Source organism: Rugamonas sp. DEMB1, assembly GCF_029834475.1.
GTDB classification, from domain to species: Bacteria; Pseudomonadota; Gammaproteobacteria; order Burkholderiales; family Burkholderiaceae_D; genus Rugamonas; species Rugamonas rubra.
Genome location: NZ_CP122407.1, coordinates 5,505,970 through 5,521,766, shown reverse-complemented (window position 1 = coordinate 5,521,766; position 15,797 = coordinate 5,505,970). Strand labels below are relative to the sequence as shown.

General features: G+C 66.7%; 12 protein-coding genes. 11 read left to right on the top strand and 1 reads right to left on the bottom strand.

The window, feature by feature from the left end:
• Positions 1-50 precede the first annotated feature (50 nt).
• The 3 genes from pedF (at position 51) to QC826_RS25445 (ending at position 3,817) form a co-directional block, all read left to right on the top strand.
• Positions 51-518, top strand: coding sequence for a cytochrome c-550 PedF (gene pedF, locus QC826_RS25455; RefSeq protein WP_279762982.1), 468 nt, complete (start codon positions 51-53; stop codon positions 516-518).
• A gap of 63 nt (positions 519-581) precedes the next feature.
• Positions 582-1,415: a substrate-binding periplasmic protein gene (locus tag QC826_RS25450; RefSeq protein ID WP_279762981.1), complete on the top strand. Its 834-nt coding sequence runs from the start codon at positions 582-584 to the stop codon at positions 1,413-1,415.
• Positions 1,412-3,817, top strand: a complete 2,406-nt coding sequence (locus tag QC826_RS25445) for a TonB-dependent receptor (protein WP_279762980.1) — start codon at positions 1,412-1,414, stop codon at positions 3,815-3,817. Before QC826_RS25450 ends, QC826_RS25445 begins: the two co-directional genes overlap by 4 nt.
• Here the strand turns inward: QC826_RS25445 and QC826_RS25440 are convergent.
• Positions 3,814-5,652, bottom strand: a complete 1,839-nt coding sequence (locus QC826_RS25440) for a TonB-dependent receptor family protein (protein WP_313872897.1) — start codon at positions 5,650-5,652, stop codon at positions 3,814-3,816. The genes QC826_RS25445 and QC826_RS25440 overlap by 4 nt on opposite strands.
• On the opposite strand from QC826_RS25440, the gene QC826_RS31380 reads away from it, so the two are divergent.
• The 8 genes from QC826_RS31380 (at position 5,570) to QC826_RS25405 (ending at position 15,796) form a co-directional block, all read left to right on the top strand.
• The gene (locus tag QC826_RS31380; protein ID WP_313872806.1) at positions 5,570-5,923 is read left to right on the top strand and encodes a hypothetical protein; all 354 of its coding nucleotides are present in this window, start codon (positions 5,570-5,572) and stop codon (positions 5,921-5,923) included. The genes QC826_RS25440 and QC826_RS31380 overlap by 83 nt on opposite strands.
• Before the next feature lie 246 nt (positions 5,924-6,169).
• Positions 6,170-7,135, top strand: coding sequence for a beta-propeller fold lactonase family protein (locus QC826_RS25435; RefSeq protein WP_279762979.1), 966 nt, complete (start codon positions 6,170-6,172; stop codon positions 7,133-7,135).
• A gap of 225 nt (positions 7,136-7,360) precedes the next feature.
• Positions 7,361-8,881, top strand: a complete 1,521-nt coding sequence (adh, locus tag QC826_RS25430; protein WP_279762978.1) for an aldehyde dehydrogenase — start codon at positions 7,361-7,363, stop codon at positions 8,879-8,881.
• 51 nt (positions 8,882-8,932) lie between these two features.
• Entirely contained in the window at positions 8,933-9,340 is a 408-nt protein-coding gene (locus tag QC826_RS25425) for a DUF779 domain-containing protein (RefSeq protein WP_279762977.1), read from the top strand.
• A 59-nt stretch (positions 9,341-9,399) separates the two neighbouring features.
• Positions 9,400-11,100, top strand: a complete 1,701-nt coding sequence (locus QC826_RS25420) for a PQQ-dependent methanol/ethanol family dehydrogenase (RefSeq protein WP_279762976.1) — start codon at positions 9,400-9,402, stop codon at positions 11,098-11,100.
• A gap of 399 nt (positions 11,101-11,499) precedes the next feature.
• Entirely contained in the window at positions 11,500-12,654 is a 1,155-nt protein-coding gene (locus QC826_RS25415) for a porin (protein WP_279762975.1), read from the top strand.
• A 50-nt stretch (positions 12,655-12,704) separates the two neighbouring features.
• Positions 12,705-14,816 carry a 4Fe-4S binding protein gene (locus QC826_RS25410; RefSeq protein WP_279762974.1) on the top strand — a complete coding sequence of 704 codons (2,112 nt, stop codon included), beginning with the start codon at positions 12,705-12,707 and terminating at the stop codon, positions 14,814-14,816.
• Positions 14,816-15,796 (top strand): FAD:protein FMN transferase, encoded by a 981-nt coding sequence (locus QC826_RS25405; RefSeq protein ID WP_279762973.1) that lies wholly within the window; start codon positions 14,816-14,818, stop codon positions 15,794-15,796. Before QC826_RS25410 ends, QC826_RS25405 begins: the two co-directional genes overlap by 1 nt.
• Position 15,797 lies beyond the last annotated feature (1 nt).

Here is a 15,797-nt window from a genome sequence, read left to right as displayed (position 1 = left end):
TGGCAATTGCTCTTACTGTCGTATTCCATTAAAAACAGTAGGAGACACCCATGAAACACCTTCGCACTTTCGCTACCGTCCTCATCGCCGCCTCGGCCCTGACCTCGGTGCTGGCCACGGCCCACGGCAACATCATCCCGCAGACCGTCGACACCGCCGGCCTGACCCCGCTCGGCGAGAAGTGGCGCGACGAGAATCCTTATCGCGGCAACAAGGTGGCGTTGAAGCTCGGTGCCTCCGCCTACAACCAAAACTGCGCCCGCTGCCACGGCCTGGATGCGATCACCGGCGGCATCGCGCCCGACCTGCGCATGCTCGACCGCGACTGCACCGGCATCAAGAACGAAACCAAGAAGCAAGCCTGCTACAAGGAAACGGACGCCTATTACCTCACCTCCATCCGTCGCGGCAAGGTGCGCAATGGCGCCGTCTACATGCCGCCGTTTGAGGGCGTGTTCAACCAGGAAGCCATGTGGGCCGTCAAAACCTATCTGGAAGCGCGCCGCGAAACGAACTAAGCACGACAGCACATCATCGCCGCTGCTTATCGTTGGCCAACCCCTGATCCGAAGGTGATTTCCATGTTCCCAAAACACTTGCGCGCTGCGGGCGCGGCCTGTTCGCTCGCCGCCGTGCTGTTGTGCGTCGCTTCGCCGGCCCGTGCCGACTGGAGCAAGATCCAACAGTCCGGCACGCTGAAGGTGGCCGTCTACAACGAGTTCGCACCATTCTCGGATCGCGGCGCGGGCATCGATGTCGACCTGGCCCAGGCGCTGGCCGGCAAGTTGGGCCTCAAGCTCAACCTGCTGCCCTTCCCCGCTGGCGAAAACCTCAACGACGACCTGCGCAATATGGTGTGGAAGGGGCACTATCTCGGCTACGGTCCGGCCGATGTGATGCTGCACGTGCCGGTCGAGCCGCAACTGATGAACGAGAACGGCAAGGTGCAGATTCTGGCGCCGTACCACGTCGAGACGGTACGCTTGGTGCGCAGCGCGCGCGCGATTCCGGCGTATGCCGGGCTCGATTCTTTGGACGGCAAAAAAATCGGCGTCGAGAAGGTGTCGATTGCCGCCATGGTGATGCTGGGCGAGGGCAACGGTCGCTTCCGCGACAACGTGCGCATCTTCGACACGGCCGCCGAGGCCTTGGAGCAGTTGAAGGCCGGCGCCATCGACGCCGTGCTGGCCAACCGCTCCGAGATCGAGGCGGTGTTCAAGAGCGATCCGGCCTATCCGCTGAGCGAGGCCACCTTCCAGCGGCTGCCACGCGCCGGCTGGGCCGTCGGCATGGCGGTGCGCAAGGACGACGTCGAGGTGGCCAAGCTGTTGCAGGCCGCCGTCAACTCGCTGCGCGACAGCGGCGAGCTGCAGGCGATCTTCAACAAATACGGCGTGAACGTGGTGCGGCCATGATGGCGGCCGGCAGCCACCGCCTTCCATTGGCCTGCGCGGTTCTGCTGGCCTTGGCTTCGATGCAGGCGCAGGCACAGCAGGCCGCCCCAGGTGGAATGCGCGGCGCGGGCGCGCCGAACGATTATCCCGCCTTGGCCATGCTGTCGGTCGACATAGTCGGCGTGGCGCCGCTGCCCGGCTTGGGCGTCGAGCGGCGCTTGCTGCCGTACTCGGTGCAGACGGCGTCGGCGAAGAACAGCGAACAGGCGCCGGGCGAAAACCTGAGCGAATTCATGGCGCGCAATCTGAGCGGTGTGAACGTCAACGAGATCTCGGGCAGCCCGTTTCAAAACGATGTAACCTTTCGCGGCTTCCGCGCCTCGCCGGTGCTGGGCACCTCGCAGGGCATCTCGGTGTACCTCGACGGCGTGCGGGTGAACGAGCCGTTCGGCGACGTGGTCAACTGGGACATGCTGCCGGAGGCGGCCATCGGCAGCGTGCTGCTGGTGCCCGGCTCGAATCCGCTGTACGGCCTGAACACGCTGGGCGGCGCGCTCGCGTTGACCAGCAAATCGGGCCGCAGCCATCCCGGCTTCGAGGCCGACGTCTCGACCAGCAGCAGCGGCCAGCGGCGCAGCGATCTGGCCTATGGCATCAGCGGCGCGGACCACTGGCACGCCTTCCTGGCCGCCACCGTGTTCAACGACCGTGGTTGGCGCGAGCATTCCGACGGCCGCCTCGGCAACGCCTACCTGAAGCTGGGCCGCGCCAGCGGCGACAGCGATTGGAGCCTGGCCCTGCTGGCCGGCAGCAGCCGCCTGGTGGGCAACGGCCTGCTGCCGAGCTATCGCGTCACCGACGACGGCCGCCAGGACGGCCTGTATGAAAGCCAGCGCCGCGCCGCCTATACCTTCCCCGACCAGACCCGCAACCGTCTGCGCCAGGCGGTGCTGGCACTGACGCAGCGCTATGGCGAGCGCACCGAATTGTCGGCCAACGCGTACGTGCGCAACAGCCGGCGCGACACCGTCAACGGCGACGTCGCCGACGAGTATGCCGACTATGTGCGCGACTGCGCGGCCGGCTTTTTGGCTGACGGCGCGGCGGCCGATCCCGCCTCCTGCCACGACAGCCAAAGCGAGGGCGCCGCGCTGCATACGGCGTCCTTCAACACCACCCGCACGCGGCAGAGCGGCCGCGGTTTCAGCGCCAATTTGAGCACCGACCTGGCCAGCCACCGCGTGGTGCTCGGCACCAGCTACGACGCCAGCAGCGTCAGCTTCGCCCAGTTCACCCAGGCCGCCGACTTCACGCCGCAACGCGCGGTGCTGGCCGACGGCACGGCCGGGCGCGAGGCCGAGTCGTCCGTCACCGGCAGCGCGCACAGCTGGGGCTTGTATGCGGCCGACACCTGGCAGCTGGCGCCGGCAACGCATTTGACGGCGTCGGCGCGCTACAACCTGGCGCGCGTCAGCAATGTTCTGGTCAACGGCGACGCGGCCCAGCCGGAAGAACGCTTCACCTATCGCAAGCTCAATCCGGCCGTCGGCATCACGCACGACGCCAACGCGGCCTTGACCTTGTTCGCCAATCTGTCGCAAAGCAATCGCGTGCCGACGGTGATCGAGCTCGGCTGCGCCGACCCGGCGCAGCCTTGTCGTCTGCCGGTCGGCCTGCAGTCCGATCCCTACCTGAAACAGGTGGTGTCGCGCAGTGTCGAGGCGGGCGCGCGGTGGACTGCGGGACGCGGCGCAAGCGTGTCGGCGTCGCTGTACCGCATCGTCAACCGGGACGACATCCTGTTCCGCAGCGCCGGCGCGACCCAGCAGGGCTACTTCTCCAATTTCTCGCGCACGCGCCACCAAGGCATGGATTTGAACGCCAGCGCGCAGGCCGGCACGGTGACGGCGCGGCTGGCATACAGCTATTTGGACGCCAGCTACGACGCCGACGGCGAGTTGTTCACCGGCGCGCGCAACGTCAAGGTGGGCCCTGGCACGCGCATCGCCGGCCTGCCGCGCCACACGCTCAAGCTGGGACTGGACTGGCGCGCCATGCCGGCGCTGACCTTGGGCGCCGACGTGCAGGCCGTGTCCGATATGCTCAGCCAAGGCAACGAGGACGGGTTGCGCGCCGATCCCGTGGTAGGCGAACCGCTCAAGTACGCCGACTGGCGCATCCGTGGCTACGCCTTGCTCAGCCTGCGCGCCAGCTATCGTCCGGCACCGGGCTGGGAGTTGTTCGCCCGGGTCGGCAACGTGACCAACCGCCGTTATGAAAGCTACGGCGCGGTGGCGCTCGACATGTTCCCGCAAGGCCGTCTGCTGCAACCGCACGACAATCCGGCCGAGGCGGCGCTGGCCCGCTTTGTCGCACCCGGCGCACCACGTTCCGTGGTGGCCGGTCTGCGTTACCGCTTCTAGAAGGCGTACTGCGCACTGGCTCCCAGCAGCCAGTTGCGCCCAGGCGCCGCCTCGTAATAGCGCTTGTTGGTGTCACCAACGATCAGCGAACCCACATACACCTTGTCGAGCAGGTTGTTCACGCGGATGAACTGCTTGAAGCGCCAGCCGCCCCAGTTCTGGCCGGCGTTGACGCGCGCGTTGAGGATGCCGTAGCCGGGCGCCGGCCTGTCCAGGTTGGCGTCCTCGGCGTAGATCCGGCTGCTGGCCTGCGCCTCCAGCGCGGCGCCGAAGCGTTCGGCGCTATCCTTCCAGGCCAACTCCGCGTAGGCGTTCGCGTTCGGCACGCCGGGCAGCCGGCTGCCGCGCCGCACCGCGCCAAAGCCCTGTTGATACACCGCGCGCAGCGTGGTCAGCGCCAGGCGCGAGCTGAAGCCGTGCTTCCACGACGAGTCCAGCGACACTTCGGCGCCCTGGCGCAGCGTGCTGCTGGCGTTGCGATAGCTGGTGCGGCCGCCGTTGGAACTGTCGACCACCAGCTCGTCGCTGGTGCGCACCTGGAACAGGGCGGCGTTCAAGCGCGTGCCCTGATCCAGCCGCGCCTTGACGCCGGCCTCCAGGTGGGTGCTTTGCGCCGCCTTCAAATTGAAGTTGAAGCCGGCGGCGGCGCCGGAATAGAACAGCTCGTTGAGGGTCGGCGCTTCGAAGCCGCGCGCGGCGCTGGCGTAGACGTTCAGGCGCGGCGACACCTGGTACAGCAGGCCGAGCACCGGCGTGGTGTGGCTGTAGCTGAGCGAGCCGCTGTCGTTGCCGTTGCTGGCGAAGTGGTCGTCGACCTCGACCTTCATGCGGCTGTGGCGCAGGCCGGCGCTGAGCAGCCAGGGGCCGGACTGCCACTCCGTCTGCACGTAGGGATCGACGCTGGAGACGGTGTCCCGCTCGTCGCGGCGCAGCTTGCCGCGCACGCCGAACTGGGCGCCGACGAAGTTCTCGTAGCCCTGGCGGGCGTCGGACGAGCGGCCGTAGTCGATGCCGATCGTGGTGCTCAGTTTACCGCCGGCCAGCTGGACCACGTGCAGCCAGTTGATGTCGCTGCCGTAGAAGTCGCGGTCGAAGTCGACCACGCCGCCGGAGTGGCTGGCCGGCGCCTGGAAGCCCTTGGAGAAGGCCTGGTACTGGATCACCTGGCGGTTGCCGACGTAAGTAGTGACGCGCAGGCGGTCGTCGCCGAAGCGCTGTTCCCAGGTGGCGCCGAGCTGCTGGTGGTCGATGTTTTTGCGGGTGTCGTAGCGTTCGGCGAAAGTGCGCTTGGGCGACTGGGTGTCGGTGCTGTCGATCTCGCCGGCGCGCGGGTCGCGCAGGAAGGTGGCCCACTGCACGCCGAGCGGGTCCTGGGTGTCGTGCTGGCGCAGGCTGTTGGCGACGATGGTCAGTTTGGCGCCGTCGAGTGGCGCCAGGGTCAGCTTGGCCATTGCCTGCTCGCGCCGGGCGGCGCTGTGGCTGCGGTAGCCGTCGGTGTCGAAGCGCGAGGCGTCGAGCACGTAGCCGACCGCGCCGGCTTTGCCCCGGGCGTTCAAGTCGAACTTGCGGGCGCCGTCGCTGCCGCCGACCAGCGTGGTCTCCAGCGTCGGCGCACCGTCGCCGTCGCGGGTGAACAACTGGATCACGCCGCCGGAGTGGTTGCCGTAGATGGCCGAGAAGGGGCCGCGCAGCACCTCGATGCGTTCGGCCATGTCGAGGTTGAAGGTGGCCGCCTGGCCCTGGCCGTCGGGCATGCTGGCCGGGATGCCGTCGGCGATCAGGCGCACGCCGCGTACGCCGAAGGCCGAGCGCGCGCCGAAGCCGCGCGAGGAGATCTGCAGCGTCCTGCGCGTAGTTTTGCCGGTTCTGCGCGACCAGGCCGGGCACGGCGGCCAGCGCCTCGGAGGCGTTGACGCGGGCCTGGCCGTCGCGGATGCGGGCGGCGTCGAGCACGTCGATGGCGGCCGGCAGGTCGAAGCTGGCGTGGCCGACGCGGGTGCCGCTGACCACCACCACCTCGGCCGGCGCGGCGGCCTCGGCGCCGTTCGCGTCGGCGCTGGCGGAATAGGCGGCCGGCGCCAGCGCCGCGCTACCGGCGGTGAATAGGGCGGCGATCGCGTTCAAACGAAAGGGGTGCTGCTTCATGGTGTCTCCAAGCTGGGTGAGGTGATGGTGCCGCTTCGGCGCGGTTGCGCCGGCTGGTCTGGTCTTTTGTAGTAAGCAATATGCCTGCCATGGCTTTGGCGCGGCGCGCGGCATCGACGCCGTGCGCGGCGCGGCGCCTGGCACGGCGATTGCATCTTCTTTCGCGCACGCGCGCGATTCCGCGCGCGGCTGATGAAAGGCCGTGCCGTGAACAACCTGAACCAAACATCCCTTGCGCTGCGCGCGGCGGCGCTGGCGTGCAGCCTGCTAGTTGGTGGCGTGGCGCTGGCGGCGCCGTTCGCCTACGTGCCGAACGAGAAGTCGGGCAGCATCAGCGTCATCGACACGGCCAACGCCACAGTCGTGCGCACCATCAGCGCCGGCACGCGGCCGCGCGGCATCGCCAGCGATCCGTCCGGGCAGCGCCTGTACGTGACCGACGCCGCCAGCAACGAGCTGCTGGTCATCGACAGCAGCAACGGCGTGATGCTGAAGCGGATTGCGCTTGGCAAGTCGCCCGAGGGCGTCAGCGCCTCGGCCGACGGCAAGTACATCGCCGTCGCCGTCGAGGAGAGCAACAGCGTCAGCCTGATCGACGCGGCCAGCGGCGCCCTGCTGGCCGATATCAAGGTGCAGGGCAAGAATCCCGAGCATGCTGTGTTCAGCCCGGACGGCCGCTGGCTGCTGGTCAGCGCCGAGGAGGCCGAGCAGGTCGACGTGATCGACGTCGCGGCGCGGCGGCAGAGCGGCAGCATCGCGGTCGGCCTGCGGCCGCGCGGCATCGGCTTCGCGCCGGATTCGGGCCGCGCCTACGTCGCCTGCGAGATGGTCAACACCGTCTTCGTCATCGACATGGCCAGCCAGCGGGCGGTGGCCAAGGTGGCCGCCGGGCGCAACGCCAACGGCATCGCGGTGCACCCGGACGGCAAGCATGTGTATGTCTCCAACGGCACCGACGGCAGCGTGATGGTGATCGACACGGCGCGCAACGCGGTCAGCGCCACCATCGCCGTCGGCAAGCGGCCCTGGAACATGGCGCTGACGCCGGACGGCGCCACGCTGTACGTCGCCAACGGCCGCTCCAACAGTGTCTCGGTGATCGACACGGCGAGCGCCAGCAAGAGCGCCGATGTCGCCGTCGGCGAGCTGCCCTGGGGTGTGGTGATTCGTTGAATGATGTGACAACTGTTCCAAACTTGAACAGGTGTCGCAGGGCGGAGCGGGCACGGCGCCGGGGGCGCCGCCGGCGGGGAGGTGCTCCTCCCCTCTGACAACCCGCATTCCAACGCGCCTCCCGCCCGGCGCGAAGGAGCTGGCACGGCACTTGCGAAATGAGTCATGTGCCCAACCGGCCCCGTTTCCATAACGGCTCATAACCAAAGCAGAAAGAGGACGACAATGAATCTCGCGGACATCAGCAAACTGGGTGTAGCCAACCCATTCAAACCACGTTACGACAACTACATCGGCGGCAAATTCGTCGCGCCGGTGAACGGTCTCTACTTCGGTAACATCACGCCGATCACCGGCCAGGTGTTCTGCGAGATCGCCCGCTCCACCGCAGAGGACGTCGAACTGGCGCTGGACGCGGCCCACGCCGCCAAGGCCGCCTGGGGCAAGACCTCGCAGACCGAGCGCGCCAACATCCTCAACAAGATCGCCGACCGCATGGAGGCCAACCTGGCCCTGATCGCGACGGCCGAGACCATCGACAACGGCAAGCCGATCCGCGAAACCATGGCGGCCGACATTCCGCTGGCGATCGACCACTTCCGCTACTTCGCCGGCTGCATCCGCGCCCAGGAAGGCTCGGTCGCACAGATCGATTCGGAGACCTACGCCTACCACTTCCACGAGCCGCTCGGCGTGGTCGGCCAGATCATCCCTTGGAACTTCCCGATCCTGATGGCGGTGTGGAAGCTGGCGCCGGCGCTGGCCGCCGGTAACTGCGTGGTGTTGAAACCGGCCGAACAGACCCCGGCTTCCATCATGGTACTGATCGAATTGATCGGCGACCTGCTGCCGCCGGGCGTGCTCAACATCGTCAACGGCTTCGGCCTGGAGGCGGGCAAGCCGCTGGCCTCGAACAAGCGCATCGCCAAGATCGCCTTCACCGGCGAAACCGGCACCGGCCGCCTGATCATGCAGTACGCGGCGCAGAACCTGATCCCGGTCACGCTGGAACTGGGCGGCAAATCACCGAACATCTTCTTTGCCGACGTGATGGACGCCGACGACGACTTCTTCGACAAGTGCCTGGAAGGCTTCGCCATGTTCGCGCTGAACCAGGGCGAGGTGTGCACCTGCCCGTCGCGCGTGCTGATCCAGGAATCGATCTACGAGAAGTTCATCGAGCGCGCGCTCAAGCGCGTCGCCGCCATCAAGCAGGGCAACCCGCTCGACTCGTCGACGATGATCGGCGCCCAGGCCTCGCAGGAGCAGATGGAGAAGATCCTCTCCTACATGGACATCGGCAAACAGGAAGGCGCCGAGCTGCTGGCCGGCGGCGCGCGCAACAACCAGAGCGGCGACCTGGAGGGCGGCTACTACGTCACCCCCACCGTCTTCAAGGGCAACAACAAGATGCGCATCTTCCAGGAGGAGATCTTCGGCCCGGTGGTGTCGGTCACCACCTTCAAGGATGAAGCCGAAGCCCTGGCCATCGCCAACGACACCTTGTACGGCCTGGGCGCCGGCCTGTGGACGCGCGACGGTTCGCGCGCCTTCCGCGTCGGCCGTGGCATCCAAGCCGGCCGCGTCTGGACCAACTGCTACCACCTGTACCCGGCCCACGCCGCGTTCGGCGGCTACAAGCAGTCGGGCATCGGCCGCGAAAACCACAAGATGATGTTGGACCACTACCAGCAGACCAAGAACCTGTTGGTCAGCTACAGCCCGAAAGCGTTGGGCTTCTTCTAAAGCGGCACCGTGCCCCGCCACGTCCGTGGCGGGGCTTCTGAAAGGCTCACCATGCATAACGCTATCGCGCGCGTCACGGCCACCGCCGCCGCGTTGGAGATGATCGCCCGCCTGCGCCAGCAGCACGGCCCGCTCATGTTCTTCCAGTCGGGCGGCTGCTGCGACGGTAGCGCGCCGATGTGCTACGCGTCCGGCGAGTTCAATCTCAGCGACACCGACGTCTACCTCGGCAACCTGGATGGCACGCCTTTCTACATGGGGCTCGAGCAGTTCGAGTACTGGGAACACACGCAGCTGATCATCGATGTGGTGAATGGTAATGGCGGCATGTTCTCGTTGGACAACGGCACCGGACAGCGTTTCTTGACGCGCTCGCGCCTGTTCACCGACGAGGAGCTGGGCATGCTGCATCAGGCGGAGCAGGGCAGGGGCCGCAACGCGTTTAAATCCGATAACTAAAAATAGAGGGGAAGATTGTGCAGAAAAAAATCATCGCAGTATGCCTAGGCTTGGCCGGCATGACGTTGGCGCAGGCCGCCGATGTCACCACCGCCATGCTGAACAAGGCATCCAAGAGTACCGACAGCGTGCTGTCGTTCGGTATGGGCGCCGAAGGCCAGCGCTACTCGCCGCTCACCCAGGTCAACACCGGCAACGTCGCCAAGCTGGCGCCGGCCTGGTCGTTCTCCTTCGGTGGCGAGAAGCAGCGCGGCCAGGAGTCGCAACCGCTGATCTACAAGGGCAAGATGTTCGTCACCGCGTCGTACTCGCGCATCTTCGCGATCGACCTGAAGACCGGCGCCAAGCTGTGGAAGTATGAACACCGTCTGCCCGACGGCATCATGCCTTGCTGCGACGTGGTCAACCGTGGCGCCGCGCTGTACGGCAACCTGGTCATCTTCGGCACGCTCGACGCCTATCTGGTGGCGCTGGACCAGGACACCGGCAAGATCGTCTGGAAGGAGAAGGTCGACGACTACGCGGCCGGCTATTCGATGACGGCGGCGCCGTTGATCGCCAACGGCGTGTTGCTGACCGGTGTGTCCGGCGGCGAGTTCGGCGTTGTCGGCCGGGTCGAGGCGCGCAATCCGGCCACCGGCGATCTGCTGTGGACCCGGCCGACCGTCGAAGGCCATATGGGCTACCGCTACGACAAGGACGGCAAGGCGATCGAGAACGGCATCTCCGGCACGCTGAACAAGAGCTGGCCGGGCGACCTGTGGAAAACCGGCGGCGCCTCGACCTGGATGGGCGGCACCTACGACGCCGGCACCGGCCTGGCCTACTTCGGCACCGGCAATCCGGCGCCGTGGAACAGCCACCTGCGTCCCGGCGACAATCTGTTCTCCTCGTCGACGGTGGCGCTGGACGTGAAGACGGGGCAGATCAAATGGTCGTACCAGAACACCCCCAACGATTCGTGGGACTTCGACGGTGCCAACGAGTTCGTCACCTTCGACATGGACGGCAAGCGTTACGGCGGCAAGGCCGACCGCAACGGCTTCTTCTACGTCATCGACGCGAACAACGGCAAGCTGCAGAACGCCTTCCCGTTCGTCAAGAAGATCACCTGGGCCAGCAGCATCGACCTGAAGACCGGCCGACCCAACTTCATCAAGGAGAACCGTCCGGGCGATCCGACCAAGGGTGAAGAGGGCAAGAAGGGCAGCACCGTGTTCTCGGCGCCGGCCTTCCTCGGCGCGAAGAACCAGATGCCGATGGCCTACAGCCCGCAGACCAAGTTGTTCTATGTGCCGGCCAACGAATGGGGCATGGACATTTGGAACGAGCCGATCAGCTACAAGAAGGGCGGCGCCTTCCTTGGCGCCGGCTTCACCATCCGTCCGCTGAACGAGGACTACATCGGCGCGATGCGCGCGGTCGATCCGAAGACCGGCAAGATCGTCTGGGAGATCAAGAACAACGCGCCACTGTGGGGCGGTGTGATGACCACCGCCGGCGGCCTGGTGTTCTACGGCACGCCGGAGGGCTACCTGAAGGCGGTCGACGCGAAGAACGGCAAGGAACTGTGGAAGTTCCAGACCGGCTCCGGCGTGGTGGCGCCGCCGGTCACTTGGCAGGATGGCGATACGCAGTACATCGCCGTGGTCTCCGGCTGGGGTGGCGCGGTGCCGCTGTGGGGCGGCGAGGTGGCCAAGAAGGTCAACTTCCTCGAACAGGGCGGTTCCGTGTGGGTGTTCAAACTGCCGGCCAAGTAATTCGATTGAGCCGCGTTCAGGAGTCAAGGGTTGATATGCCCTCTCCAGCCTGAACGCTTTTTTCTGACGGCCTCGGCCGTCAGTTTTTTTTTACCCCGCACCCCGATACGCCACGGGGTCTGACCCCGTACGGGGTCAGACCCCTTTGCTTGCGGGGTAAGGCCAGCGTCTCGCCAATCCGTGATGAAGCTTGCTTGTAGGCCTTGCTGGCGCTGGTGCGCTTTGTCGATAGGTCAAATTGTGAACAGTGGCGCAACAGTCTGATCCAGTTCTGCACACCGTGTCCGCCATGCCGCGCGCCGTTCCCCCGTAAGCGCCGGCGGGCATGCAAATTGCGAAGATGAAGTCACATCAATCGCGATGTATCACCAACAAACCGATAAGAAATGGGGACAAAAAATGAAGAAGATTTTCGTACTGGGCGCGCTGGCTGCGGCGGCAACGCAATCCGCGCAGGCGGTCGATTTCAAGGCCGGTGACTGGAACCTGTCGCTGGGCGGCATCGTCAACGCCTACTACACGCAAGTGTCCTGCTCGGGCGACGCGGTCGGCGGACTGGCGCTGGGTGGCAAGGCGCTCGGTTGCGGCGGCGAGAACGGCCGCACCACCATCGGCAACGGCCTGCTGCCGAACGGCCTGGTGACCTCGGCCTCGTCGCGCCAGGGCGACTACGACGTCAAGGCGCTGATCGGCATCTACAGCGCCACCGCCACCGACAGCGCCATCGCGCAGAACAACGTGGTCGACGTGCGCCAGGCCTACTTCACCTTCGGTAACGCGCAGATGGGCACGGTCAAGCTGGGCCGCGACAACGGCATCTTCGGCGCCAACGCCATCTTCGGCGACATGACCTTGATCGGCGCCGGCGCGCCGGTGCAGGCGACCCAGCGCGGCCGCGTCACGCTGGGCCACATCGGCGCCGGCTACAGCTATGTGGGCTACTACGGCCAGATCGCCTACAGCTCGCCGAAGTCCTCGTCCGGCCTGAGTGTGGACGCGGCGCTGGTCAGCCCGGTGGCCGACACGCCGATCATCGCCGGCCCGCGCTACAGCACCAAGTCGAGCCCGCAGGTACAGGCGCAGCTGAGCTACGCGGCCGACGGCTTCAAGAGCTGGCTGGGCGTGAAGACGCAGAAGTTCACCACCACCACGCCGGGCGTGGGCGACCTGACCATGTCCGGCATGGAGCTGGGCGCCTCGTACAGCAACGGCCCGGCTGCACTGCTGGCCAACTTCCAGGCCGGCAAGGCGCTGGGCATCCTGTCGGACGCCGACCAGGGCGACACCAAGTCGAAGAACTTCTTCGTGCAAGGCACCTACAAGGCGGCCGACAAGCTCAAGCTGGGTCTGAGCTACGGCATCAGCAAGAACGACGACAACACCGCCGGCACCGGCGGCCTGAAGTCGAACGCCAACCTGACGCTGGGCGCGTACTACAACATCACCAGCGCCATCACGCTGATCGGTGAAGTCGGCCAGACCCGCTCGAAGGCCTTCGCCGGCGGCGAAGGCAAGCTCAATGGCGCCTCGTTCGGCGGTATCATCTTCTTCTGATCGGGGGGGGCGGGCGGCGGCTTGGCCGCCGCCCGCACAACAAGGCAGACATGCGAATTCTGTTCAAGCTTGTATTCACCATGCTGGCGCTGCTGCTGACGGCGGCGCCGGCACCGGCACTGGCGGGCGTGATGACGCACGACGAGTTGGTGCGGCGCTTTCCGGCGCCGCTGATCGTCGGTCAGAAGGACGCCGAGTTGGCCGCTTGGCCGCTGTTCAAGCAAAACGCCACCGCGACCGAGCTGGTGGGCTATGTGTTCGAATCGGCCGACCTAGCGCCGATTCCGGGTTTCTCCGGCGTGCCGCCGAATATGCTGGTGACGATCGACACCAAGGGCGGTTTCCTCGACGTGGCCATGCTGTCGCAGCACGAACCGGTGTTCCTCGACGGTCTGGGCGAGGGGCCGCTGCTGCAGTTCGTCAAACAGTACCAGGGCCTGTCGCTCAAGCAGAGCATCAGCATCGAGACCAACACCAAGCGCGCGCGCCATCCCGACGCCGCGCATGCCTATATCGACGGCGTCTCCAAGGCGACGGCCTCGGTGCGCATCATCAACCAGAGCGTGCTGGCGGCGGCGCTCAAGGTGGCGCGCAAGAAGCTGGGCTTCGCGGCGGGCCGCGACCCGGACATGATCGCGCGCGTACGCCAGGACGTGTTCGACAGCCGCAGCACCGAGCAGCTGTTGGCCGACGGCCTCGTCACGCATCTGCGCGTGAGCAACCGCGACGTCGAGAAGCTGTTCGCCGGCAGCCCGGGCGCCGGTTTGGACGCGCAGGCGCTGCAGCGGCCCGACGAGGTGTTCATCGACCTGTACCTGGCCTACGCGTCGGTGCCGTCGGTGGGCCGCAATCTGCTGACGGCGCGCGGCTGGACCAAATTGAAGGGCCGGCTGGACGACGGCGACCACGCGATGCTGGTCATGTCCACCGGCCGGCACAGCATCGTCGGCGAGGAGTTCGTGCGCGGCAGCGTGTCCGACCGGCTGCTGTTGAAGCAGGACGGCCTGCCGATCGATATGCGCGACCTGGATCTGGAGCTGGCGCTGGCCGACAGCCTGCATCTGCCGGACGCCAGCGTCACCGCCCTGCGCATCATCAGCCAGGCCGGCCTCGATCCGGGCAGTCCAATGGAGTTTTCGTTGCCGATCACGCGCAGCAAGGGCATCGTCTATCCGGAGCGCTTCACGCGCGAGTTGAAGATCGCGTATCGCCTGCCGGCGCGGTTTTATCTGGCGGGGGAGGGCAACAACAAGTCTTGGCAGGGCGTGTGGGGCAGCCGGCGCGACGAGCTGCTGGTGCTGGGCGTGGCGCTGGCCGTGTTGGCGCTGGCGTTGGCCATGCAGCGCCGCCTGAGCGCGAACGGCCGCCGTTTCGCCTGGTTCCGCGCCGGCTTCCTCGCCTTCACGCTGGTCTTTGTCGGCTATTCCGCGCAGGGCCAGCTGTCGATCGTCAATCTGACTGGGGTGGCGCAGGCGCTGCTGGCCGGGCGCGGTCTGGAATTCCTGCTGTTCGATCCAATGACCGTGGTGCTGTGGCTGTTTGTGGCCTTGTCGCTGCTGCTATGGGGGCGCGGCACCTTCTGCGGCTGGTTGTGCCCCTTCGGCGCGCTGCAGGAGTTGACGGGCAAGCTGGCGCAGTGGCTGCGCATACCGCAGCTCAAGCTGCGCGGCGTGACCGACGCGCGCTTGAAGATGCTCAAGTACGTGCTGCTGGCGCTGATCATGGCCAGCACCCTGTTCCAGACCGAGCTGACCGACAAGCTGGTCGAGCTGGAGCCGTTCAAGACCGCCATCACCTTGAACTTCGTCCGTTCCTGGCCCTATGTGGCCTATGCGGTCGGGCTGCTGTTGGCGAGCAGCTTCGTCTACAAGTTCTTTTGCCGCTACCTGTGCCCGTTCGGTGCGGCGCTGGCGCTGTTGGGCCGCGTCCGCCTGCTGGACTGGATTCCACGCCGCAGCGAGTGCGGCACGCCGTGCCAAACCTGCCGCCACCGTTGCGACTACCAGGCCATCAAGCCCGATGGCAAGGTGGTCTACGAGGAGTGCTTCCAGTGCTTGGACTGCGTGGTGATCTATGAAAGCGACGAGAAGTGTGCGCCGTTGATGCTGGAGCTGAAGCGCTCCCGCACCATTCCGATTATGCCCGTGCAAAGGAGTTCCTGATGCGTCGTCGAAGCTTTATCTGCGCCGGTGTCTGCGCCATGGCGGCGGTGGCCACGATCGCCGCGCGCAGCGGCATGCGGCGCCACAGTGGCGCTGCGCTGGCCTTCGGCACCACGATCAACATCACGCTGATGCACGACGACGCGCGCCAGGCGCAGCTGGCGATCGAGGATGCCCTGAGCGCGGCGCAGTCGGTCGACCGCTTGATGAGCATCTACAACCCGGCCAGCCAGGTCTACCAATTGAATCGCGACGGTGTGCTGGCGCGGCCGCACCCGCACTTGCTGGCGGTGCTGGCGCAGGCGCGCGAGTTGTCGCGCCTGAGCGATGGCGCCTTCGACGTCACCGTGCAGCCGCTGTGGCAAACCTTCAGCGCGGCGGCGCAGCAGTCGGCGCTGCCGTCGGACCAGCAGCGACAGAGCGCACAGGGCCGGGTCGACTGGCGCCAGCTTGACTTCGACAGCCGCCAGGCGCGCCTGCGCGTGGCCGGCATGGCGATCACCCTCAACGGGCTGGCGCAGGGCTACGCGGCCGACCTGGCGTTGGCGGCGGTGCAGGCGCGCGGCGTGCGCCACGCCTTGATCGACGCCGGCGAATTCGTCGCACGCGGACGCCGGCGCGGCGCCGACCCGTGGACGCTGGGAGTGCGCGACCCGCGCGAGGCCGACGCGCTGGCGGCCACGCTGTATATCGACGGCTGCGGCGTCGCCACCTCGGGCGACTACGAGGCGGCGTTCACGCCGGACTTCGCCCACCACCACATCTTCGACCCGGCGCTCGGCGATTCACCCACCGAGTTGGCCAGCGTGACGGTGCTGGCGCCGAACGGCATGCTGGCCGACGGCCTGTCGACCGCGTTCATGGTGATGGGGCGCGACAGGGCGCGCGCCATGGCGGCGCAACTGCCCGGCGTGGACCTGATGACCATCGATAAGCAGGGCGGGGTGTGGCGCTCGGCCACCTTCCCGCCGACCGCCTGAG

Coding starts and splice junctions, on each gene's coding strand:
- pedF (WP_279762982.1), top strand. CDS start 51: ATGAAACACCTTCGCACTTTCGCTACCGTCCTCATCGCCGCCTCGGCC.
- QC826_RS25450 (WP_279762981.1), top strand. CDS start 582: ATGTTCCCAAAACACTTGCGCGCTGCGGGCGCGGCCTGTTCGCTCGCC.
- QC826_RS25445 (WP_279762980.1), top strand. CDS start 1,412: ATGATGGCGGCCGGCAGCCACCGCCTTCCATTGGCCTGCGCGGTTCTG.
- QC826_RS31380 (WP_313872806.1), top strand. CDS start 5,570: ATGCTGGCCGGGATGCCGTCGGCGATCAGGCGCACGCCGCGTACGCCG.
- adh (WP_279762978.1), top strand. CDS start 7,361: ATGAATCTCGCGGACATCAGCAAACTGGGTGTAGCCAACCCATTCAAA.
- QC826_RS25425 (WP_279762977.1), top strand. CDS start 8,933: ATGCATAACGCTATCGCGCGCGTCACGGCCACCGCCGCCGCGTTGGAG.
- QC826_RS25420 (WP_279762976.1), top strand. CDS start 9,400: ATGACGTTGGCGCAGGCCGCCGATGTCACCACCGCCATGCTGAACAAG.
- QC826_RS25415 (WP_279762975.1), top strand. CDS start 11,500: ATGAAGAAGATTTTCGTACTGGGCGCGCTGGCTGCGGCGGCAACGCAA.
- QC826_RS25410 (WP_279762974.1), top strand. CDS start 12,705: ATGCGAATTCTGTTCAAGCTTGTATTCACCATGCTGGCGCTGCTGCTG.
- QC826_RS25405 (WP_279762973.1), top strand. CDS start 14,816: ATGCGTCGTCGAAGCTTTATCTGCGCCGGTGTCTGCGCCATGGCGGCG.